20 protein-coding genes and 1 other RNA gene are annotated in these 23,142 nt (G+C 35.8%); 9 read left to right on the forward strand and 12 right to left on the reverse strand.

Annotated features, from left to right (window positions below; genetic code table 11):
• The first annotated feature begins 20 nt into the window (after positions 1-20).
• From AC806_RS09680 to AC806_RS09695, 4 genes are all read left to right on the forward strand, one after another.
• Positions 21-614, forward strand: a complete 594-nt coding sequence (locus AC806_RS09680) for a helix-turn-helix domain-containing protein (protein WP_069029237.1) — start codon at positions 21-23, stop codon at positions 612-614.
• 49 nt (positions 615-663) lie between these two features.
• A complete protein-coding gene (locus AC806_RS09685; protein ID WP_069029238.1) occupies positions 664-1,809 on the forward strand; it encodes a tyrosine-type recombinase/integrase in 1,146 nt (381 codons plus the stop codon).
• Positions 1,810-2,070: 261 nt separating this feature from the next.
• Entirely contained in the window at positions 2,071-2,748 is a 678-nt protein-coding gene (locus tag AC806_RS09690; protein WP_061840713.1) for a 5-bromo-4-chloroindolyl phosphate hydrolysis family protein, read from the forward strand.
• Positions 2,749-2,802: 54 nt separating this feature from the next.
• On the forward strand, positions 2,803-4,002 hold the full coding sequence (locus AC806_RS09695) for a toxic anion resistance protein (RefSeq protein ID WP_061840714.1): 1,200 nt from the start codon (positions 2,803-2,805) through the stop codon (positions 4,000-4,002).
• Between the two features lie 56 nt (positions 4,003-4,058).
• Here AC806_RS09695 and AC806_RS09700 read toward each other — a convergent pair whose 3' ends face one another.
• The 10 genes from AC806_RS09700 to AC806_RS09745 form a co-directional block, all read right to left on the reverse strand.
• Positions 4,059-5,441 (reverse strand): APC family permease, encoded by a 1,383-nt coding sequence (locus AC806_RS09700; protein ID WP_061840715.1) that lies wholly within the window; start codon positions 5,439-5,441, stop codon positions 4,059-4,061.
• Positions 5,442-5,595: 154 nt separating this feature from the next.
• The gene (locus AC806_RS09705) at positions 5,596-7,086 is read right to left on the reverse strand and encodes a phosphohexomutase domain-containing protein (RefSeq protein ID WP_061840751.1); all 1,491 of its coding nucleotides are present in this window, start codon (positions 7,084-7,086) and stop codon (positions 5,596-5,598) included.
• Positions 7,087-7,232: 146 nt separating this feature from the next.
• Positions 7,233-9,893 carry a cation-translocating P-type ATPase gene (locus AC806_RS09710; RefSeq protein ID WP_069029239.1) on the reverse strand — a complete coding sequence of 887 codons (2,661 nt, stop codon included), beginning with the start codon at positions 9,891-9,893 and terminating at the stop codon, positions 7,233-7,235.
• Complete coding sequence (locus tag AC806_RS09715; RefSeq protein WP_069029404.1) at positions 9,890-10,228, reverse strand: helix-turn-helix domain-containing protein; 339 nt, start codon at positions 10,226-10,228, stop codon at positions 9,890-9,892. The genes AC806_RS09710 and AC806_RS09715 overlap by 4 nt, the downstream gene beginning before the upstream one ends.
• 187 nt (positions 10,229-10,415) lie before the next feature.
• Positions 10,416-12,065, reverse strand: coding sequence for a phosphoenolpyruvate carboxykinase (ATP) (locus AC806_RS09720; RefSeq protein ID WP_061840718.1), 1,650 nt, complete (start codon positions 12,063-12,065; stop codon positions 10,416-10,418).
• A 224-nt stretch (positions 12,066-12,289) separates the two neighbouring features.
• Positions 12,290-12,739 (reverse strand): D-aminoacyl-tRNA deacylase, encoded by a 450-nt coding sequence (dtd, locus tag AC806_RS09725; protein WP_061840719.1) that lies wholly within the window; start codon positions 12,737-12,739, stop codon positions 12,290-12,292.
• A 4-nt stretch (positions 12,740-12,743) separates the two neighbouring features.
• Entirely contained in the window at positions 12,744-14,957 is a 2,214-nt protein-coding gene (locus AC806_RS09730; protein WP_061840720.1) for a RelA/SpoT family protein, read from the reverse strand.
• A 276-nt stretch (positions 14,958-15,233) separates the two neighbouring features.
• Positions 15,234-15,989: a 16S rRNA (uracil(1498)-N(3))-methyltransferase gene (locus tag AC806_RS09735; RefSeq protein WP_014125519.1), complete on the reverse strand. Its 756-nt coding sequence runs from the start codon at positions 15,987-15,989 to the stop codon at positions 15,234-15,236.
• A gap of 5 nt (positions 15,990-15,994) precedes the next feature.
• Positions 15,995-16,939, reverse strand: coding sequence for a 50S ribosomal protein L11 methyltransferase (gene prmA, locus AC806_RS09740; protein WP_014125520.1), 945 nt, complete (start codon positions 16,937-16,939; stop codon positions 15,995-15,997).
• Between the two features lie 20 nt (positions 16,940-16,959).
• Positions 16,960-17,598 (reverse strand): DNA-3-methyladenine glycosylase, encoded by a 639-nt coding sequence (locus AC806_RS09745; protein WP_014125521.1) that lies wholly within the window; start codon positions 17,596-17,598, stop codon positions 16,960-16,962.
• Between the two features lie 140 nt (positions 17,599-17,738).
• On the opposite strand from AC806_RS09745, the gene AC806_RS09750 reads away from it, so the two are divergent.
• Both AC806_RS09750 and ssrS read left to right on the forward strand, forming a co-directional pair.
• Entirely contained in the window at positions 17,739-19,010 is a 1,272-nt protein-coding gene (locus AC806_RS09750; RefSeq protein WP_061840722.1) for a replication-associated recombination protein A, read from the forward strand.
• Positions 19,011-19,235: 225 nt separating this feature from the next.
• Positions 19,236-19,431: non-coding RNA, 6S RNA (gene ssrS, locus AC806_RS09755), on the forward strand.
• An 80-nt stretch (positions 19,432-19,511) separates the two neighbouring features.
• On the opposite strand, the gene AC806_RS09760 is transcribed toward ssrS, so the two are convergent.
• Together AC806_RS09760 and AC806_RS09765 are read right to left on the reverse strand one after the other, a co-directional pair.
• A complete protein-coding gene (locus AC806_RS09760) occupies positions 19,512-19,943 on the reverse strand; it encodes a phosphate-starvation-inducible protein PsiE (protein ID WP_061840723.1) in 432 nt (143 codons plus the stop codon).
• Positions 19,944-20,248: 305 nt separating this feature from the next.
• A complete protein-coding gene (locus AC806_RS09765; protein WP_069029240.1) occupies positions 20,249-21,571 on the reverse strand; it encodes an IS1380 family transposase in 1,323 nt (440 codons plus the stop codon).
• 291 nt (positions 21,572-21,862) lie between these two features.
• Between AC806_RS09765 and AC806_RS09770 the strand changes: the two genes are divergently transcribed.
• From AC806_RS09770 to AC806_RS09780, 3 genes are all read left to right on the forward strand, one after another.
• Positions 21,863-22,135 carry a hypothetical protein gene (locus tag AC806_RS09770; protein ID WP_061840724.1) on the forward strand — a complete coding sequence of 91 codons (273 nt, stop codon included), beginning with the start codon at positions 21,863-21,865 and terminating at the stop codon, positions 22,133-22,135.
• A 73-nt stretch (positions 22,136-22,208) separates the two neighbouring features.
• On the forward strand, positions 22,209-22,682 hold the full coding sequence (locus AC806_RS09775; RefSeq protein WP_061840752.1) for a universal stress protein: 474 nt from the start codon (positions 22,209-22,211) through the stop codon (positions 22,680-22,682).
• 68 nt (positions 22,683-22,750) lie between these two features.
• Positions 22,751-23,140 (forward strand): hypothetical protein, encoded by a 390-nt coding sequence (locus AC806_RS09780; RefSeq protein ID WP_069029241.1) that lies wholly within the window; start codon positions 22,751-22,753, stop codon positions 23,138-23,140.
• Positions 23,141-23,142: the final 2 nt, after the last annotated feature.

A 23,142-nucleotide genomic window follows, 5' to 3' on the forward strand; every position in this document is an offset into this window, starting at 1 on the left:
AAACGAGAGTAGGTGAAAGAATGTCTTTAGGTGAAAATTTAAGAAAAATTAGAGGAAAAGAAACTCAAACAGCTTTTGCTAAAAAACTTGGAATATCAAGAACCTATCTAAGCGATTTAGAAAATAACAGGAAGTCACCTAGTATCGAAACGGTATCCAAGCTGGCTAAAAAAATGGATGTATCTTTCTTATATCTAATGGAAGGAAAAACAACTTTAGGTGATCTGAAAAGGATTTATAACGTAAATAAAGAAGATAAATTACCATTTGTTTCACTTGAGGAAGCTGTAAGTAGTGCAGAAAATGATGTAGCTAACCAGGTGTATGCAAGTTCCCTACACTTTATAGAAAATTACAATGAGTATACTAAAGAGGAAATTTCAAGTATGCATAATTTGAATGACCTCATCGAAAGACTAAGAGATGTTGAAAAAACTAATTATTACTTCGCTAATGAAACAAGAAAATTTCTTAACAAATTTTTATTTCATTTGTATAATCGAATTAATGTCGAAGAAGACGATCCTTCAGAATTAATTAATGTTTATAACAAAATCTCTAAACTAATTTTGGATTACGACCGTAGCAATATGTTTGATGATAACAACAATTAATCCTCCCCTCCCCTACACGCCCCCAGCGTAGCAACACGGAGGGAAAATAATGGCAACATATACAAAATACACAAAAAAAAGCGGTCAAACCGCTTGGAAAGTTTCAGGATATTTAGGAATTGATCCCAACACAGGGAAACAAGTTAACGTTGAAAAAAGAGGATTTAACAGCAAGAAAGAAGCACAATTATTTCTTAATCGCAAATTAGTAGAAATTGATAAGAACGGTTTTAAAAAAGAAACCACTGGCGATACTTTCAAAGATATTTATGAGTTATGGTTAGAAAGTTATAAAATGACGGTTAAAGAATCAACTCTTATGATTTTACAGCGTGATTTCAGAAACCACATTTTGCCTAAATTTGGCAATAAACCGCTTAGAAAAATAACCATAACTGAAGTTCAAAAGTTTGCTAACGAAAAAAGCAAAACGCACACCCAATTTAAAACATTTATTTTCAATATATCACGTATATTTAAGTTTGCGATTAAACAAGGTATTGTAGATAAAAACCCAGTCGATCGGATTTTTATGCCACGGAAAAAAGAAGATTTTGAGAAATCAAAAATCAAATATTTTACGCAAGAGCAACTAAATATCTTCTTAACTTATGCAAAAGAACACGAAAATACAAAGAAATTTAGTTTCTTTTATTTAATGGCTAACACAGGCACAAGACAAGGGGAATTACTAGGTCTACAATGGAAGCATGTTGACTTTTCCAGCCAAACACTTAAGATACGCCAAACATTAGCCAAAGGCAAGAATAATCGCCCATACTTGGAAGAACCTAAAAACAAGAATTCTAAGCGTGATATACCTTTAAATAATGAAACAATCGCTATATTAAAACATTGGCGTAAAATTCAACGAGAAGAAATGTTGCTATACGGATTCAATACAATGGATAAAGAGCAACTTGTTTTTTCTAATCGTAAAAATAGTTTTATAGAAATGTCTTCTCCTAATTATTGGGTAAAATGTATTTGCAAAAGAAGTGGATTGCCTCAATTAAGCCCACACGCTTTAAGGCATACGTTTGCAACGATTCTTATTAGCCAAGGAAAAGACTTCAAAACAGTATCAGAACTATTAGGTCATACAAATATTAGTATGACTTTAGACGTTTACGCAGGTGTCTATAAGGAACAAAAAACAGACGCTGTGAATGTGATAAGTAGCATTCTTCAGTAAAGAACCTCTTTAGAAAACTCTTTAGATTTATCTTAAAATCAATTCTACTCATTAAAAACATAAATATAAGAAAGTCCGATTTTACAGTGTATTGAAAAAACTTAACAGCTCATGAACATATGAAATTAAAAAGTTATGTTTTTTCTAAATTATCGAAATACACCGTAAGTCGGATTCTTTTATTTACTATATCATGATAGAATAAAAGAGTAGAGAAATAACATAAGGCGTTTATATACAAGGATTTTAGGAGGTTTAGAAATGAAAAATTCAAGATGGGCATTATGGATTGGCGTCATTTTGGGAGTCATTTTTTTGCTTAACATTTTTTCCGGAAATGACTCATTCGATTATTTCCCATTGCTGTTTTTTGTCGCTGGTGGCTTTTTAATCTATTATGGTTTCAAGGGAAAATCGAAGCATGCTAAAAAAAATGAATTACCTACGCTATCAAAAAAAAGAGAACAAAATTATATCAATGCTGGGATGTCTGACAGTGAAATCGATATGTTCCGTCAAACGATGAATCAAACAAAAAAACAAATTGATCACTTACAAGCAACAATGAACAAAAGCGGCAAACTAAGAGCCGTTGACTTACGTCATGATACCATCAAAGCAGCTAAGGCTTTATTTAAAGAAATTGTTGACTCTCCTAAACGAATGCCTGAAGCGAACCACTTTTTATACACACATCTACCAAACTTAGTGGATTTAACCGACAAATTTATGGAAATCAACGAGCACGAAATAAAAAATCGTGATACTTATGATAAGATTGAAGAAAGTATTCAAATCATCGACCAGATGGCTGCTTTAATCGCAATCGATTATCAGAAATTTGTTGCTGATGATTTAGACGATTTAGATGTAGAAATGACTATTGCTAAACAAAGTTTAAAACAAAACGGTGATTACAAACAACATGAAGCTAGATAAAAGTTCAACTTTTATCTTCTTCTGTTTTTCAAACTATTGAAGGAGGAAATTGTTATGTCCGACCGCTCAAACCAATCAACTTCTGTCGACAAGACTTTAGAAGATTTGATGGATGATTCATTTACACCCGATTTAAATCAATTAACAGCCACTCAACAAAAGGAAATCGCCGATCTACATACGCAAGAACAAGCACCTCGTTTAGTTGATAAATTATCTGAAGAAAGGCAACAGCAAGCCAAGCAACTAGCCGATCAGATTGATGCTACAGATCAACAAGCGGTGTTAACTTATGGAACAAAAGCACAAACAAAATTGAGTGAATTTTCACAATCAATGTTAAGTCAAGTACAAACTTCTGATATTGGGCCGATTGGAGATACACTTAACGATCTAATGTACCGTTTGCAAGAAGCCAATCCTGACGAACTTCGTGCCGGTGAGGGCAACATTTTCCAACGGATGTTCGGTAAAGTTAAACAGTCGATTTATGAAATCACAGCAAAATACCAAAAAATTGGTGCACAAGTGGATAAAGTTGCTGTTAAATTAGATAAGGAAAAAGAAGGCTTGCTTGAAGACCATGCAATGCTTGAGCAGCTCTATCAAAAAAATAAGGACTATTTTGACGCTTTAAATATTTATATTGCCGCTAGCGAAGTGAAGATGGAAGAATTAGAACAAAAAACTATTCCCGAAGCAATGGAGAAAGCAAAACAAACCGGTGAACAAATGGATGTGCAAATGGCCAATGATTACGCTCAATTTTTAGATCGCTTAGATAAACGGACCCATGATTTGCGCTTGACCCGTGAAATTGCCTTGCAACAAGCGCCACAAATTCGCTTAATTCAAAACACAAACCAAGCTTTAGCAGAAAAAATTCAGTCTTCGATCAATACAGCGATCCCTTTATGGAAAAACCAAGTCGTCATTGCTTTAACGCTGTTACGTCAAAAAGACGCGGTTACTGCTCAAAGACAGGTTTCTGAAACGACAAATGACTTATTGAAGAAAAACGCTGAAATGTTGAAAGTCTCGGCCATCGAAACTGCCAAAGAAAACGAACGTGGCATCGTCGATGTCGATACTTTACAACAAACACAAGATGACTTAGTAGAAACAATCGAAGAAACACTACGTATTCAAAAAGAAGGTAAAGAAAACCGTCGTCATGCAGAGCTAGAACTTGGCGAAATGGAAGAAGGCTTAAAACAAAAATTGATCGAATTAACAACTAAAAAAGAGCAATAAAAAAAGAGCTTAATGTTACTCCCTGGAAGATTAATTCTTTCAGGGAGTATTTTACATCAGCTCTTTTTTTCATTTAGATCACTATGTTGATAACCATAACCAAAATAAATTGCTAATCCTAAAACAAGCGTTATAATAAAAACTGTCCAAGTAAGCTTATCTAATTGTAGCATTAAAAATATGCAAGAAAGCACTGAAATGATTGGTAGTAACGGCACCAGGGGAACTTTGAATTCATCTTTACTAGGTTTTCCTAACATTTTCCGTAAGCGAATCACGCCTAACGCCATAAGAGCTAAACAAGCAAGCGCCGTAATATTTGTTAATTCTGCTAAAATATTTAAAGGAAAAGCAGCTGCAAAGAATAATCCTATAGCTCCTGCAACAAATGTTGCATTTTTTGGTGTACGTCGTTTCTCATCTATTTGTTGCAAGTATTTTGGTAATAAGCCATCTTTACTAATAGAATAAATAAGCCTCGCCAGAGAGTAAAGCATAGATATTGTAACAGTTAATAATGTCAAAATCGTCCCAACCGAAATGACAGAGCCGATAAAACCTTGATCGATATAACGCATGGCAAAAGCCACTGGATCTTGAACGCCTAATTGAGAAAAAGGCACCATTCCTGTCAAAACTAAGGTAACAACTACATATAAAATGGTCGCAATGATAATAGAACCAATGATCCCTCGCGGTACGTCTTTTTGTGGATTTTCAACTTCTTCAGCTGCCATTGAAACAGAATCAAAACCTAAGAAGGCAAAAAATACTAAAGCAGCGCCACTAAAAATACCTTGCGTGCCATAAGGCATATAAGGCTGCCAATTTTCAGGCTGTACAAAAAATACGCCCACAGCAACAAACAAAATAATGATACCAAATTTCACCCAGACCATCGCATTATTTAAGCGCAATGCTTTTTTAGCTTCTTGGGTAACCCATAGTGTAATTAAAATCATTACTAAAGCTGCAATCAAATCAATATATGTACCTTCTTCTGGATTATAACCGGCAGTTAATGCTTGAGGTAATTGAATTCCCCAATTACTTAAGAAACCCTGGAAATAGCCGGACCAACCTGAAGCCACCGAGGAAACAGCTAACATATACTCACAAATCAATAGCCAACCAGCGATCCAAGCCGTCAATTCGCCAAAGACCACATACATATAGCTATAAGGCCCGCCAGAAACAGGCACGCGTGAAGCAAATTCCGCAAAACAAATCCCGTTTAAAATAACCACTAAAGCTGCAATAATAAAAGAAATCATCGATGCTGGGCCGGCATAATCTGCTGAAGCCTGCCCGGTGACAACGAAAATCCCTGTACCAATAATAGCGCCGATTCCTAACATAATTAAATCTTTTAATTTTAATTCTCTTTTTAATGTATTGAATGAATCCTTTTCAATTGGCCTTTTCCGGAAAATTTCCATTCATTTCCCTCCATTCTTTAATCGCTGTCCATTATATAGATTTTTCTTTTTATTTTCAAACAAAGTTCTATACTATTTCTAGTCTTATTGTAATAAAAAATTCCCAGCAAAAACTGTTCGTCACTTTGCTGGGAATCATTTTATCTTTTAAGGATTACACATTTGATACTAATGGCGTTAACTTTTCTTGGTTTACCTCTGGATAGTTATTTAAAAATTCTCGCATCTTCTTTAGTACAGGCACGATATATCCTTTTTCATCATTTTCAATTTGTAATACCAATAAAGGTTCGTGTAGACTCATACGTAGTAAAAACCAACCTTGTCCATACGGCTGAGACAAGCGAAAACGAATCCCCTCATCATTTTCAGGATCGATTTGCCATCCAGAAACTCGAATATCGGCAATTTGTTCAATGACTTTTTCACCTAATGCACGATAATTTTCCGATTCTAATTTAAAACGAACTTCTTGCGTTTCAAGCGGCTGTTTCAAATCAGCAATCAATGACTCTAAAGATTTTCCTTCTTCTTGTAATTTTGGCAACAACATTAAAATCTTAGCAATGACATAAGCTCCATCATCTAAGAAATAATTTTCTTTAAAAGCCGCATGTCCACTGGTTTCAATCGCTAATTGTGTATCAATACCTGCGCGATTAAGCTCTAGTGCTTTATTGATTACATTACGGTAACCAGAAATATAACGAACTTGCTTACCACCTAAAGATTCAATAAAGTCCTTTAAATGATCAGAAGTCGGTGAATTTGTAACGATACTTGTCCCCGGATGTTCGCTTAGCGCAATACGGCTTAATACTGCGATAAGATTATTACGATTCAATACATCACCTGATTTTGTTACCACTGCCGAACGATCCACATCAGTATCAAAAATCACTCCCAAATCCGCATGATTTGTTAAAACAGCGTCTTGAATACTTCGCATCGCTGCTTTATTATCTGGATTAGGGATGTGGTTGGGGAAATTGCCGTCAGGTGTTAAAAATTGTGAGCCTGAGGTATCTGCGCCTAGAACTTGTAGAACTTTCTCTGTAAAAAACCCGCCTGCGCCGTTACCAGCGTCAACAACAATTTTAAAGCCAGTCAATGGTTTTTCAGTATCTTTATAGCTGGCAGTACGTATTTTTTCAACCAAATCAGCAGCATAAACAGTAAGCAGGTCAGCTTCTGTCAGCTTACCAGCAGTTATTCCTTGTCTTTTTTCTGTATGAGACAAAATATAAGTAATATCTTCTTTTTCTGCGCCGCCTTTTTGGCTGAAAACTTTTATGCCGTTGTAATAATAAGGTAAGTGGCTAGCAGTCAACATAACGCCTGCATCACACGAAAATTGTGAAAATTGCGTACTCATAAATAAAGCTGGTGTTGTTGCAAGTCCAAAATCATAAACATTTACGCCGCTATGAATCAGTTCTTCTATAAGCGCTTCTTCCAATTCAGGACCACTTAAGCGGCTATCTCTACCTACCCCTACTGTTATTTCATCTTTTTTTCCCATTTTGTTTAACCAATTTACGATACCTGCAGCAATCTTTCGTACCGCTGAAACTGTCAAATTTGCTTGATATTCTTGGGTATCCATAGCAATACCACGAATATCTGACTCGTTTTGCAGATTCATTATTTCTTCCACAAAAAACTCCCCCCTCTAAGCTACTTTTTGTAAGCATTTTATTTAACGTCAAAATCATTATACCAAATTTTGGTGCTAAATAACGAGGAGGAATTTATTATATATTATCTTATAGAATCAAATAAGTTTTTAAATCAATGATGGTATTTTATTTTATTAAACAATCCTACAATAACTGTAGAAATGATAGCTGCACCGAGAATTCCTAACCAAGTAACAAGTCTTAAAGGTTCAGTACCTAAAAGATCATTCATAAATGGCGCGTACACTGCAACTAATTGTAAAGCAATAGATAGTGCGATTGAACCTAATAGAGCTTTATTTTGGAAAAAGCTACGGTCAATCCCGAAAGAATTTGTCTTTCTAACGTTAAAAATATGCATTAATTGTGCAACTGCCATAAAAGTAAATACAGCGGTCTGTAGATATTCACTTGATTGATTACCATTTAATAATATCCAAAATAGGGCAAAAGCTGATAAACCAATAATTACTCCACTAAAAACAATACGTGTTAAAAAGTGGCGATTGACCAAACTATCTTTTTTGGAACGTGGTCCTCTTGCCATGACATTATCCTCAGCCGGTTCAAAAGATAATGACATTGCAGGAGCGATATCAATAATCAAATTTAAAAATAAAATGTGTAACGGTGCAATCGGCATCGGCAGTAAAAAGACTACACTTACGAAGATCGCGATAATTTCCACCATGTTACAAGCAAATAAGAAAGAAACGTATTTTTTAATATTATCAAAAATAATCCTTCCTTCTTTAACTGCATCCACGATTGTACCAAAACGATCATCTGTTAGTATCATGTCCGAAGCTTCTTTAGCAACTTCAGTACCTCTAATCCCCATAGCAACACCGATGTTAGCATCATTTAAAGCAGGCGCATCGTTTACACCGTCACCGGTCATTGAAACAACTTCACTTTCTTTTTTAAGCGCTGATACAATTTGCATTTTATTTTCTGGCGAAACACGAGCAAAGACTGCCGTTTCATCCACCACTTCAGCAAAATTTTCATTATCTACTTGTGCATCGATTTCTTTACCGGTCGTAATCTTTTCATAATCAGCTATACCAATATCTTTAGCAATAATAGAAGCTGTTTTAGGATGATCTCCAGTAATCATTTTCACCTTAATACCAGCATTTTGTGCACTTTCAACAGATTCATATGCATCTGGTCGTGGTGGATCAATAATACCTACTAATCCTTGAATTTTTAAACTATCCAAAGAACTTTTCATTTCCTCTTCAGTCAATCCGCCATCGTAATTTTCGATACTTGCAATTGCAATAACGCGTTGACCTTTTGCAGCAAACATTTCATTTTGTTGTTGCAAATTATCTTTGGTTTCTTGTGTCTGATCAGCTAAACCTAAAATGACATCAAAAGATCCCTTAATAATTAACTGACGTTTGCCATCTTTTTCATAAACCACAATCATATATTTATTTTCAGAAGAAAATGGAACTTCAGCTATTTTTTCGAAGCCCTTGTTTTCAAGCTCTTCACGCTCTAACCCTACTTTTTTACCTAGCGTCACTAAAGCGCCATCTGTAGGATCACCCACAACTTCATATTGTCCATCTTCATTTTGGTCTATATGAGCAGTATTACATAAGACCCCAGATTGAATAAATTGCATCAAATCTTGATTATTTTCTGGAACAATTTCTTCTCCATCTTTTTTGACAGAACCATGTGGGTCGTAACCTTCCCCTGTAACTTCATAGTGTGTTTTTTCACCCAGTACTAGTTCAGAAGCCATCATTTGGTTTTCTGTTAATGTTCCCGTCTTATCACTAGCAATTACACTAGTTGCTCCTAGCGTTTCTACTGCCGGCAGTGACTTCACTAAAGCTTTGCGTTGGGCCATAGTGTTCATGCCTTTTGATAAAGTAATTGTTTCTACTGCTGGCATTGCTTCTGGTATTGCAGCAACAGCTAAAATAATAGCGATATGGATCATTTCAACAAACGGCTTATCAGTAATAAGTCCTGCAACCAGTACTGCAACTCCAGCAATAAAAGCCGCAACAATAATAGCCTTACTTAATTTATCTAATTCTATATCTAGTGGTGTTTTTTCATCGCTTGTTTCATCCAACATCCCACTAATTTTACCAACTTCAGTTTCCATACCAGTTTCAGTCACAATAACATAAGCATATCCACGGGTCACAGCTGTACCGGAAAAAACCATATTTTGTTGATCGCCTAATGGTACTTCTTCTTCAGAAATATCATCTGCGCTTTTTTCAACCGCTTCTGATTCTCCCGTCAATGCTGATTCAATACAGGCAAAGTTATTGCTAGAAATAATGCGACCATCCGCAGCAATAGCATCACCTTCTCTTAATAAGAGCACATCTCCAGGGACAATATTTCCTGCATCGATTGTTTGCGTCTTTCCATCTCGAATAACCGTAATGGTGGTATAAATCATGCTTTGCAAGGATTCAACTGATTTTTGTGCTTGTAATTCGGTGAAAAAACCAGTGAGTACCGCAAGTAACAAAGCAAGTAATATCGCAATAGTTTCTGCTAAATCGTCCATAAGAAAAGAAATGACTGCAGCTGCTAATAATAAATACACAATTAAGTCATTTATATTATTCCATAATAATTTCCAGGGAGAAGTTTTCTTTCCTTCTTGGATCTCATTACGTCCATTTTCTTCTAAACGTTTATCGACAGTTTCCTGTGTGAGCCCTTCTTTTCGATCCGTATCAAATTTTTCTATTGTTTCCTCAATTGATATCTGATAGTCTTCTTTCATTCATTAGCCCCCTTAATTTCTTTAGTTACATCCTCAGAATTTATTGGGCAAAAAACTTCAATTAAATTTAAAATGGCTGTCTTTTGTTCAGTATTCATATTTGCAAATTTATGAAGTAGCTCTACATCCAATGGCGCTTCCTCCTCTTGAAAAAATTCACTTAATGAAACATCTAATCCATTGCACAAATTTTCCAATGTTGTAATTGAAGCACTCGTTGTATGATGCTCTAACGCTGAAATAAACGCGGCAGAGACCCCCACCTTCTTCGCAAGATCTTTTGCGCTCATTTTCTGATTTGTACGCAATTCATAAATTCGCTTACCTATATCCATTTGCAACCCCAACTTGCCTCCCTTCGTTTTTCAGATTAAGTATACCTTAACATTTCTCCACTTTTTTGTAAAGTGTGAGTTTATTTATTCAGATAAATATTAAGTGGCAATATACAAACGCTTTTTTAGTCACAAAAAAACTGATAATTAACCGTTAAAGTTAATTATCAGTTTACTAATACTTTAGTTATAATTCACTTATTACATGACGCATCATTTCTGCTGTTTCTTCAGGTAAAGCATCATAACCTTCGTTTGTATTATTTTCTTTTAAAATAAAATCTAATCGACTTTGTAAACGCGCATGAATATCTTTCATATACTTTTTGTCATTAAGATCCAGTTCGTATCCTTCAATTGGCAAGTAAGACATTTCCTTAATTGGGCCGAATTGTTCAAAAATCGCTTCACCCGTAATAATTTTTTCAATACTGGATAAAGTGACTTGTGGAGTGATATCCTTACCATGGAAAGCATCTGTATTTAAAATATAGCAGGCAGTTTTATTTTTATTAAATAAATCACGGAAATTACGATAATCCTCTGCTAAAGGATAAGCACGAAACGGATCGGCATAAGGCTCAATAACTAGCTGATTTAAATCGACATCGCCTACAACATTTTCTGCTGTTGACCGTTTTGTTGCAAGTGTTAAACCAAAAACTGCAGCTAAAATAGGGTCTTCCACTTTTACTACAGGAGGTAAGCTATCATCTTTCATAATCCAAAAAACAGCATCTAATTTTTCATCTAAAGCATCTACTCGATTTTTTGTGACATAACGTGATTTAACTGTTCGACCATTACCATTTCTAATATCTTGTAAAACAGGAACAGTTTTACCTTCTTTATCTTTTGTCGCCCCGACATTTTGCATAGTTAAGTAGTAATCAACTGTATTATGAGTTAATGGATAATCCTGCACTTTATCAAAATACGCAGGCTCTAATGCAATCGTTGATCCTGTATCTCTATCAATAATAAAAGCATCATCATGCAAAACATCAACTTTATATTTTCCGCCATGTTGGGTTAAAGTGATCGTTGACTTTCCTGAACCAGAAAGACCAAAGGCAGCCATTGTATATTTGTTACCTTCGGGTAGTTGGTACTGTTTAATTCCCCCATGACAAGCTACGTAGTTATTCCGGTGAGCAGTTGCCCAAGCAAGCGTCAGTGTGCCTTTTTTTAATTCACCAAAATAACGTAAACCTAAGACAGCGGCCACATTATGCTCAGGGTCAAATAAAGCCAGGCCAAAAGGAAAATCTGGATGGTGCCAGTTAGGATTGGCAAAAAGATAGATGTCATTTTCTTCATAAGAAACAGAGTTTTCATAACGTTCTTGCCACTGCTTATTTGCTATTTGGAAATTCAATAAATAAGAATAGAGATTATTTTCAAATCCTTCTGGCAGCATCAGATGACTTTTAACCATGAACTTTTCATCAAGACCGACAACAACATCAGCGGTATAAAAGTTTTGTTCCCTTGATTGATATAGTGCCTCTCTTAATATTCCTTGATAATAATCAGAGTCAACCCCCGGGTGACCGATAACTACACGCGCCGCTGCTGTTCTTCCCACAATTTTTCCATCATTAAAAATAAGCATCTTAGTCTCTTCAGGTAAACCTAAATCACTAGTATGCTTTACTGGCAAATCTGTAACGACCGTCCCCGAAGCTTGCGTAGCTAAATGATAAGCTTTTTGCAAATTTGTGACACTTGTCACATTATTTCCATAAAAAGCTGTCTCAACTAAGGTTTTAAAACGCGAAAATAACTGATTTTCTTTCTTAACTTCACTGCGATTAAACCTTCCAATAGTTGCCATAAATCATCGAAACTCCTTTCATTGTAAATAAAAACAATATTTATAGATACGTTTATCTAAAGGGAAATCCCCCCTGCCATTTTATTATCTCATAATTATAAAGCGCTTACAAATGATTTTACGAAAAAAATACATGTTTTATTCGTAGCATAAAAAAACTAGTGTTGATAAAACAAGAAAGACAGTTTCGTGCTAGCAACACTAGTTTTTATTTTAAACCCCACTTATGTCTTTTCCCTAGTGTCATAAATAATAGTAACTGGACCATCATTTACTAAAGAAATTTGCATGTCTGCGCCAAACTCACCCGTTACTACAGGAATCCCTTGTTGGCTTAAGCCGTCATTGAAAGTTTCATATAAAGGAACCGCTATTTCCGGCCGCGCAGCTTTAATAAAGCTAGGACGATTCCCCTTTTTCGTATCTGCATACAAAGTAAACTGCGAAACACTTAAAATACTACCGCCGACTGCATCAATACTTAAATTTAATTTTCCATTTTCGTCTTCAAAAACGCGCAATTTTGCTATTTTTTTTACCAGATATTCCACATCATCCTGGCTATCTTCTTCATGAATTCCCAAAAGGATCATAAAGCCTTGATCGATTTCACCTACGATTTTATCATTAATCGTAACATGCGCACTTTTTACTCTTTGAACAACTGCTCGCATACCTCTATCCTTTCAAACGATGGACACTATATATATCAGGAACTTGTTTAATTTTATCTACAATTGATTGTAAATGTGAAAGATTTTTAATCGAAACAGTAATCCGAATCGTTGCTGCTTTTTCCTTATTAGAATGTGCTTCTACATTAATAATTCGATGATTTTGTGAACTTACCGCTTGTAAAATATCATTTAATAATGCCGAACGATCGTAACCGTAAACTTCGATTTCAGCATCATATTCTTTACTGGTATTACTTGTATCTTCCCACTCCACTTCGATTAAGCGGTCTTGCATTTGCGATGAATTTTGTACATTAGGACAATCTTTTCTATGAATAGAAACGCCACGTCCTTTTGTAATATAACCAACGATGTCATCACCTGGCACTGGATTACAACAATGGCTGATACGGATCAACAAGTTTTCTACGCCTTGAATGACTACACCGCCGTCATGGCGAATCTTCATTTTTTCCGTTTCTTTTTTAGGACCATTATTGACCATATCTTGTACACGTTGTTTTTCTTCTGCTGCTTGTTGTTGACGCCGCTCCTCTTCGGTTAAACGATTTGCTAGAGTAGTCGGACTCATTTCACCAAAACCAACTGCTGCGTATAAATCATCTTCTGAGTGATAATTATATCTTTCTAAAGCTTCTTGGATTTTGCTTTTTGAAAGAACCTCTTTGGCTGAAAAGTTCATTTCTTGTAATGTTTTGACCAATAGACTGTGCCCTTTTTCAATATTCTCGTCACGGTCTTGGGCTTTAAAGAAACGCTTAATTTTATTCTTAGCTTTACTCGTAGCAACAAATTTTAACCAATCCCGACTGGGACCAAAAGAATTAGGAGACGTTAATATTTCTACAATATCACCATTTTTTAAATTATAATCAAGCTGCACCATTTTTCCATTAATTTTTGCTCCTACAGTTTTATTACCAATATCTGTATGAATATGATAAGCAAAATCTAAAGGACCCGAACCTTTCGGTAGTTCAGAAACATCTCCTTTAGGCGTAAATACGTACACCTTATCACTGAAAATATCTCCTTTGACACCTTCCATAAAATCAGAAGCGTCAAAACTTTCATCTTGTAATTCTAATAATTCTTTAAACCAGCCGACTTGGTTTGTCATTTCATCCGGCTGAATTTCTTCTGTATGTCCTTCTTTATACGCCCAATGAGCAGCTACACCAAATTCAGCAATTTCATGCATCTGGTGTGTTCGTATTTGAATTTCAACTGGGTTACCGTTAGGGCCGATAACTGTAGTATGAATCGATTGATACATATTGGCTTTAGGCATAGCAATATAATCTTTAAACCGACCAGGCATTGGTTTCCATTTTGTATGAATAGCCCCTAACACAGCATAACAATCTTTGATCGAATCAACGATCACTCGAATCGCTAATAGATCATAAATTTCATCAAACTGTTTCTTTTTATCAACCATTTTCCGATAAACAGAATAAATATGTTTAGGACGACCATATATTTCAGCATAAATGTCTAAGTCTTCAGTAGCAATGCGAATTTCTTCTACTGCCTGTTTCACATATTTTTCTCGTTCGTCTCGTTTAGATTGCATCAAATGAACAATGCGATAATATTGTTTAGGATTTAAATAGCGCAGGGATAAGTCTTCTAATTCCCATTTTATGCGACTAATCCCTAAACGGTCAGCTAAAGGAGCATAAATTTCAAGGGTTTCTCTAGCAATTCTTCTTTGTTTATCATCTCTAAGATGTTTTAACGTACGCATATTATGAAGTCGGTCAGCTAATTTCACCATAATAACACGCAGATCTTGCGCCATAGCTAAAAGCATTTTTCGATAGTTTTCTGCCAACTGTTCTTCATGCGATTTGTATTTAATTTTTCCCAGTTTAGTCACACCATCAACAATCATCGCTACGTCATGACCAAATTCGTTTTTCAAATCATCTAAAGTCACATCAGTATCTTCGACAACATCATGTAAAAACCCAACTGCAATCGTATGTGGGTCCATATGTAACTCAGCTAAGATACCTGCTACTTGAATAGGGTGAATGATGTAAGGTTCTCCTGATTTACGATATTGATCTTTATGTGCATCTACTGCATATTCATAGGCTTTTTTTACAAAAGCAGTATGTTCGTCACTCATATAATAGGAAACTAATTTGATCACACTAGCTCCTGATATCACACTATCTTTTGCCATATTGACCCTCCTTGTTAAAAAGGTCTGGGTCTTTAACCCAGACACTTTGCTTATTTATATACAAAAGAAGAAAAGTAAATAAACGCTCTTTTACAAAAGCGCTTATTGCTGCTATCTAACAAGTATATTATACAATAAATACTTGCCTTTTTTCAAATATTCACTCTAATACCATCGGCGAGATATCAAACAATGTAGTCTAGTCAGTGAAAATATTGGTGGCACTTTTCTTGATGTCCCTCCAATCTATAAATTATTGGCGGCATCTTTAGTTTTTTATCTATACAAAAGTTCCCAATGATAGCTAATAGCACTTAATAAGTATAAAGGTGCTGTTTCTGCACGTAATATCCTAGGTCCTAAACCGCAAAAGAGTGCCTGATTTTGTTCAAACATAGCAATTTCTTCTGACGTGAAACCACCTTCTGGTCCGAAAACCGCTAATATTTGAGCATTCACAGACACATTCTGCAATAACTTGGCCAATGTAGCCGTCTCACCTTGCTTAGCGGACTCTTCATAAGCAACCAAAACATAATCGTAATCCGAAAAAAGAGGAAACAAATCTCCTTCATTAGCCAAAAGACTGACATCCGGCAAATAACTACGTTGAGATTGCTCAGCTGCTTCTTGCGTAATTTTTTCTAATCGCTGCTGTTTTTTGCTTAATTTTTTTGGGTCCCATTTTACAACGGAGGTTTTAGCAGGAAAACCTATAAATGCTGCAGCGCCTAATTCAGTAGCCTTTTGTACCAGCCAGTCGAACTTATCTCCTTTAGGATAACCACAAGCAATCGTGATCGCAAGTGGTAATTCCTTTTCCTGACTTTCTTTAGCCACTTCTTCAACAAACACTTTTTGATCATTTATCGATGTGATTTTGGCATGTATGGTTACTTGATCAGAAAAAACTAAGTCGATTTGATCTCCTTCTCGCATTCGCATTACGTGGGTTATATGATGATAAGGTTCTCCGCTTAATGAATAAGTGTCTTTTTTTTCGTACTTTTCATTTGTAAAGTAGCGTTGCATGGTCGTTACTCCTCCACTTTTTTAAATGTTAAAGCATACCAATCTTTTTGCTGAAAAGTTTGGTCTAAAACAAATCCTTGTACCTGCATTGCCTCCAGCACACTTTGTTTTTTTGCCTCGATAATCCCTGACACAATCAGTGTGCCATCTTTTTTTAATAAGCGCCAAGCATCAGGTAACATTTCAATAATAATATCGGCCAGGATGTTAGCGACAATAACATCAGCTTTTTTCTCTACATCGACTAACAAATTATTAGCCTTTACTTGAATGTTTTTTGCCGATGGATTAAGCGCAATATTTTCTTTGGCTGCTTTAACGGCCACATCGTCTAGATCATAAGCTACAACTTCTTTTGCGCCAAAAAAACTGGCTGCAATACTTAATACACCAGAACCTGCACCTACATCAAGAACCGTTTCATTACCACGCAAAACCGTCTCTAAAGCTTGTAAGGTTAAACGGGTCGTAGGATGAGTCCCTGTGCCAAAAGCCATTCCTGGATCTAAATCGATCACTTGCTCGTTTGGATCTATCGTTTGATAGTCTTCCCAACTAGGTTTAATGGTCAAAAAACGCGAAATCCGAACGGGATGATAATACTTTTTCCAAGCTGTAGCCCAATTTTTTTCTTCAACTTCTGTTACCTCTACTTCATTTTTGCCAACCGAAAGCCCAAAATCTGGTAACTCTGCAATTCTTTCCTTAATAGCAGGTAAAATTTCTGGGACAAAGATCGTTTCTGGAAAATAAGCTTTAACATAAGCTCCTTCATTTAAAGAGCTAATCATTTCAACGTCAATCACTTCGCCAAAGCTGTCTTCCTGAAAATTTTCTAGGTCCTTACTATCTTCAATAGCTACGCCACTGGCCCCTGCTTCCATTAAAATATTTGCAACAGCTTCAACAGCTTCACTAGCAGTTTCAACGCTTACTTCATTCCATTTCATCTGTGACAAACCTCCAATCACTAGTCATTATCGTTTTCTTCTTGCCAACCACTGTCAGAATCAATTTGTTGGCGTCGAATTTTTGTTATATATGGATTGCCACTGGCGACAAACCGCAAAGGCATATCTGTCCATTCTCCCTTATTTGGTATCCCTACACGCGGAAGCTCTGCTATTTTTTTAGGCGTTTTTCGCTTTTCGGGCACTAAATGTAAATCACTAGAGAAAATAGATTGGCCATAAAGATTTTTAGGTATCCCTAAAGCTTCCACTAATTTTCCTGGCCCATTGGAGACCTCGCGCCCTATTTTAGCTCGTCTTTTTTCCATCTGTTCTTTTCCTTCTACAGGTTCAATTGCTCGGATCATCACCCCTTGTGGCATGCCTTCAGCTTGTGTCACCATATTTAAAATCAAATGTGTATGCATAGTATATAAATAAATCGTGCCAGGTTTTTGATACATCGCTTTTAGTCTAGGCGTTTTTCTCATCCCGTAACTATGAGCTGCCATGTCATCAGGACCTAAATATGCCTCACAGTCAACAATATATCCCCCTAGTTTTCCTTTTGGAGTATCATGTTCAAGATACATCCCCACTAAAAAACGAGCAATATCGACTGTTGAGGCTGTTTCAAAAATTTTTATTGTCTCTTTCATTGCTATCACCTAATGCCATGATACACAAAACATAGTGTTCACGCCATCCTTTTTATTTTATTGAGATGAACTCATTTAAATTAAGTAATAGATGTTCATATGTTATAATAGCAGTAATGAGAAAAGAAAGAAGGATAAACATGCAGCAGCCACTAAGTTATCGGATGCGGCCGCAAAATTTAAATGAAGTTGTCGGTCAACAACATTTAGTTGGTAAAGGTAAAATCATCCGTCGAATGATTGACGCCCAAATGCTTTCATCTATGATTTTATACGGGCCTCCAGGTACTGGAAAAACAAGTATTGCTAGTGCTATTGCTGGTACAACACAATATGCTTTTCGCATGCTTAATGCCGCAACTGACACTAAAAAGGACTTACAAATTGTTGCTGAAGAAGCAAAAATGAGTGGTACGGTCATTTTACTATTGGATGAAGTCCATCGTTTAGATAAAACCAAACAGGATTTTTTACTGCCTCATTTGGAAAGCGGACGAATCATTATGATTGGTGCTACAACAGAAAATCCCTATATTACAATTAATCCAGCCATCAGAAGCCGAACACAGATTTTTGAAGTTTTACCTTTGACCGAAACAGATTTAGCCCAAGCGCTTGAGTTTGCCTTAGCAGACAAAGAACGTGGTTTAGGAAACTATCCTGTGATTTTAGATGAAAATGCTAAAATACATCTATGCCGTGCAACCAACGGTGATTTACGTAGTGTGTTAAACGGCCTCGAATTAGCTGTAAAATCTACGCCTGCTGATGATAATGGTCAAATTCACATTACCCTAACGATTATTGAAGAATGTATTCAAAAAAAGGCCTTAACCCATGACAAAGGCGGCGATGCACATTATGATGTCATCTCAGCCTTTCAAAAATCCATTCGTGGCAGTGATGTAGATGCTGCTTTGCATTACTTAGCAAGATTAGTAGAAGCAGGCGATTTAGCGATTATCTGTCGTCGTTTAATGGTTATTGGTTATGAAGATATCGGTCTAGCTAATCCCCAAGCTGCTGCTCGTTGCGTCGAAGCAGTCCTTGCTGCTGAAAAAATTGGTTTGCCTGAAGCACGTATTCCGCTAGCTGAAACTGTTGTTGATTTATGTTTATCACCTAAATCAAATTCTGCTCATACAGCTTTAGACCAAGCAATTGCAGATGTACAAAGTGGAAAGTCTGGAGACGTGCCAACTCATCTACGCGATAGTCATTATAAAGGAGCTAAAAATTTAAGTCGTGGTGTAGATTATCATTATCCTCACGATTATCCAGAAGCCTGGGTTGATCAACAGTATCTACCAGATAAGCTAAAAAACACGACTTACTACGCCCCTAAAACTACTGGAAAATACGAAAAAGCATTGGCAATGCGTTATAAACAACTAAGTGATTGGAAAAAATAATGTAATTTGTTCTGCATTAAACTCATAAAAATGATAAATCTATGCAACTAATTGCAAATAGTTTCATTAAAATAACAAAATTACGTGCTTAATTGCTGTTTATCTCATCAAAATCCTAAGATAATGTGTTTATTTCGTTGAAAATTAAAAACTATGCTAATAAACACATCTAGTTGATGAGTCTGTCTATTGCCACATTTGAAAGATTATGCTACTATTGACTTGGGAATTCTGTGATGTACGAGTTATCCATTTTTAGTATTGACCGAACATTTTTATTGATATATTGGGATCCGTTAGGTGCCAATGTCAGCAGCACGCCTTATCATTTGGTAGCTCAAGACCTTGGCCATGGAACCCACCTGCTTAGACTTTGCGGGATCAATACTCCAGGACAATAAACGGCATCCACGGATATTACCCTTTTTTTTAAAGATAAAATCCCTTATCAAAAATGATAAGGGATTTTTTAGTTCAAGCTCATATTGTTATCTTTTTTACTTAAAAAATATCTTGATCTTCTTCTGAAGATTTATGTGTATGAAAAGCATTCACTTTTTCTAGTAAAAACAGATCAAGGACTAAAATTAAGATCGCCAATGCTAACATTAAAGCATCTAATCCTCCACCGTGCTCTAACAAAAGCTTCCGTGAAACAGCTGTAATACCAATTAAAATAAGATAACGTACTGGCACATGATGACCTTCTTTTACATAGCGCAGTAACATTAAGAATACTTCTAAAAGAATAAACCAAGTGGCGATTTCTTCAATAACATAATAAAGTTCGCTCATTGAACTCATTGTTAATACATGAGTAAAAATGTCATAAATAGCTGTTGCCATAGCAATTAAAACAACAATTACTAATATCGCTAGCATAAGATCAACAATCAAACTTGCTATTTTTGCAAAACTATCAAATCGCTTCATCTAAAATCTCCTTTATTATCACAGTTTTACAAATTCCTGAACTAAAATACGCTTCATTAACAAAACGAGAAAAATTTAAATTACATATTGATGAAAAGGTATACAGTCCTGAATGATTTATAAAAATTTGTGGATAACGCATTCGACTGTTCAACGAGGTGACTTTTATGTTATTTTCCCTTTTTATCGCCGCTTTTGAATAAAGAATAGAAAGGGATGATCGAACGACGCTAAAAAAAGATAAAATTCTTCCTAGAGAATGAAAGCCAAGCCTTTTTTATCAAGAGGAAAAGGGGAAAAGTAAACTAGAGATTCAATCGCTGAATTCGTGTAAGGACTTCCCAAAAAAGCGTGTTGTAAACATTCGTACTTGATAAGTGAATTTGCACTTGACGCGCGTGTTCTGTGACTTTTCCAGCAATATGAAATAGTTGAAAACGGATCGTGTCAATCACCGTCGTCTTTTTCTCTTGCGGAAAAGTCAGCTGTTTCATCAAGTGGATGATATTATAGGCGATAAAACTTAGGGCTAAGCGAACCTTATTCGCTAAAAAGGAAGGACTGTCCGTTTTATCAGCGAAAAATCCGGTCTTCATTTCTTTAATGAAGTTTTCCATATTCCCTCGTTTTTGATAGAGCTGAAAAATGGTTTGGGGCGAAAGATGAGCGAAATCGGTCACCACAAATTGAAATTCGGAAAAAAGTAAAGTTTCGGCTTTTCGAGTAGCCTTGATGGCTACTGTTCGAGATCGGTCCCAAGAATCTGCTTGATAAGCCATCTTAAAATATTGATGTTCGGACTTTGTGTAGTCCGTACCGTTGGTATATTGGACAAGATGTTGCGCATAATGAATCAACCGTACGTTATTTTTCAATTTAATCACATAATGGGCGCCTCGACACTCACATTGTTTATAAATTTCCGGTTTGGCAAAGCCACTATCCCCGCGTACAAGCATTGTGGGATCACTCGAACGTTGTTGGTAATGCGCCAACATTTCTACGAGATAATCTTCGGCGTGGGTGGAGGTATAAGATTTGCCATGACGATGGCGAACATCTAATGCCAATCCGGTTAAACCTTCAAATGCCACAAATGGATGATACCCATTGAGGCCATAGTGGTAAATATATTCCCCTGCTTCTTGCTTTCCGTAAGTGGGACAACAGGTGGAATCCAGATCAAGCACGAGTTGTTGGCTGTTTTGCTGGTCCATGCCTAAATCGCCAAGTTTTTTCGCCACTTGTAATAGTTGATTAACATTTTCTTCTGTCAAGGTATGAAGCAAAGTAGACATCATAAATTGCGAACTAAGGCGTTCTTGTTTCAATGCTTCCTTAAAAAGGCGATCATATTGTAAGGTATTGGCGTCTCGGTCTCGAGAATAACCAGCGATCAATTGATATAGCCATTGTTTTACGACATCCAGCCATTCATGTTGGGCGAAGGCACGATACTCTGGAATATGAACGTATCGCGCTAACAGGGAATCAAAACGAATTTGATTTAGAAACTCCGAAAGTAAGACGAGCCCCGCGTCATTGGTTAAGGTGCCACCGTCATTGGCGATCAAGATGGCTTTTTGCTTATTGAATGTAAGAGAATTTTGTTGTAAAGTGAAAGACATAAGAAAGCACTCCTTATTGTTATGTTTCGTTGACTTTACAATAACACGAAGTGCGTTCTTTTTGTACACCCAGAAGGTGAAGCAACTCAACCTTTAGAAAAAAGCACATGCCAAGGATTGAATGATCCTGGGAAAAATTTATAAATCATTCAGGACAGTTATTATATTATAAAAAGAAGATAAACAGAATTACTTTTTGCAAAAAAACAATTTAAATACTTCTATGTGTGAGTTGCTCTTTTCTGTCTCTTCCCTTATAATTTAGTCAAATTCACATGTTAGGAGTATTAGATGATCACTACTTTACTATCTATCATGGCGATAATTTTAGTCGCTATGGGGGTCATATTATGTATAAAACAGACAATCTTTTTTTCCTTAATCACTAAAAATTCGCAAAACAAAACATTCCTATCAACTTTTGGTGTAATATTTATTTTTCTAGGTATGATATGTTTACTTGTCGGTTTTTTTAACCAATTAGAGTGGGCGATCACTTTTTTATGTTTTATGTTAGTCATTTCAGGAATTTTTAGTTTCTTACTCGCTAAAAAGATGTCATAAATGCATTAAGTTTTTATTTTTTGGGCAAAAAAAGGTATAATAAAATTAGAAATAAATGGAAGGTCGTGGTGTGATGTTACAACAATATCAAAAAATTATGGTCGCTGTTGATGGGTCCAATGAAGCAGAACTAGCATTTCAAAAAGCAGTTAATATTGCAAAGCGGAATGAAGCAAGCTTATTGTTAGTACATGTGATTGACACAAGAGCATTCCAAGATGTAAACTCCTTTGATTCAATGTTAGCAGATCAAGCGACTGAATTAGCAAAACAATCTTTGAGTGATTATAGAGAAAACGCCAAAAACAGTGGTGTTGAACAAGTCGAAACTGTAATCGAATATGGTTCGCCTAAGTTAATTATTGCTAAACAAATTCCGCAAGATAAAGACGTTGATTTAATTATTTTAGGAGCAACAGGGCTAAATGCAGTTGAACGTCTATTTATCGGCTCTGTTTCAGAATACGTCACACGTAACGCTTCATGCGATGTTTTAATCGTACGCACAGATGTAGAAAATAAAAGAACTTATAATGAAGAGGAATAAAAAACCAAGCGAGTTCAAATAGCTCGCTTGGTTTTTTAAAATTAAAGTATTGTAAAAGAGGTGATATCATGGAAAACAATTTGGTTACCCTATCTGCAATCGTTGTCGCAATCCTCTTTGTATCTTTGGCAATTTTTCAGGAATTACTGACACTCGGTTTTCCTTTTGCTGAGTTTACATTAGGCGGATATTATAAAGTCTTGCCTAAAAAATTACGTGCGATAAGTGCGATTAGTTCTTTGATCCTCTTATTCATGGCGATAATTGTTCTAAAACATGCTAAGATATTCAATGGTTTAGACTTTTTACCTAGCTATGTACTAATGTGGATAATCACAATCGCTTTGGGATTAATGACCCTGGCAAACTTTATATCTCAAAGTAAAAAAGAAAAATACACTATGACACCCGTATCAGCAGTCACTTTTCTATTATGTTTATATATTACTTTAGCATAGTA

Source organism: Tetragenococcus halophilus (assembly GCF_001712815.1).
In the GTDB taxonomy this organism is placed as follows: domain Bacteria; phylum Bacillota; class Bacilli; order Lactobacillales; family Enterococcaceae; genus Tetragenococcus; species Tetragenococcus halophilus.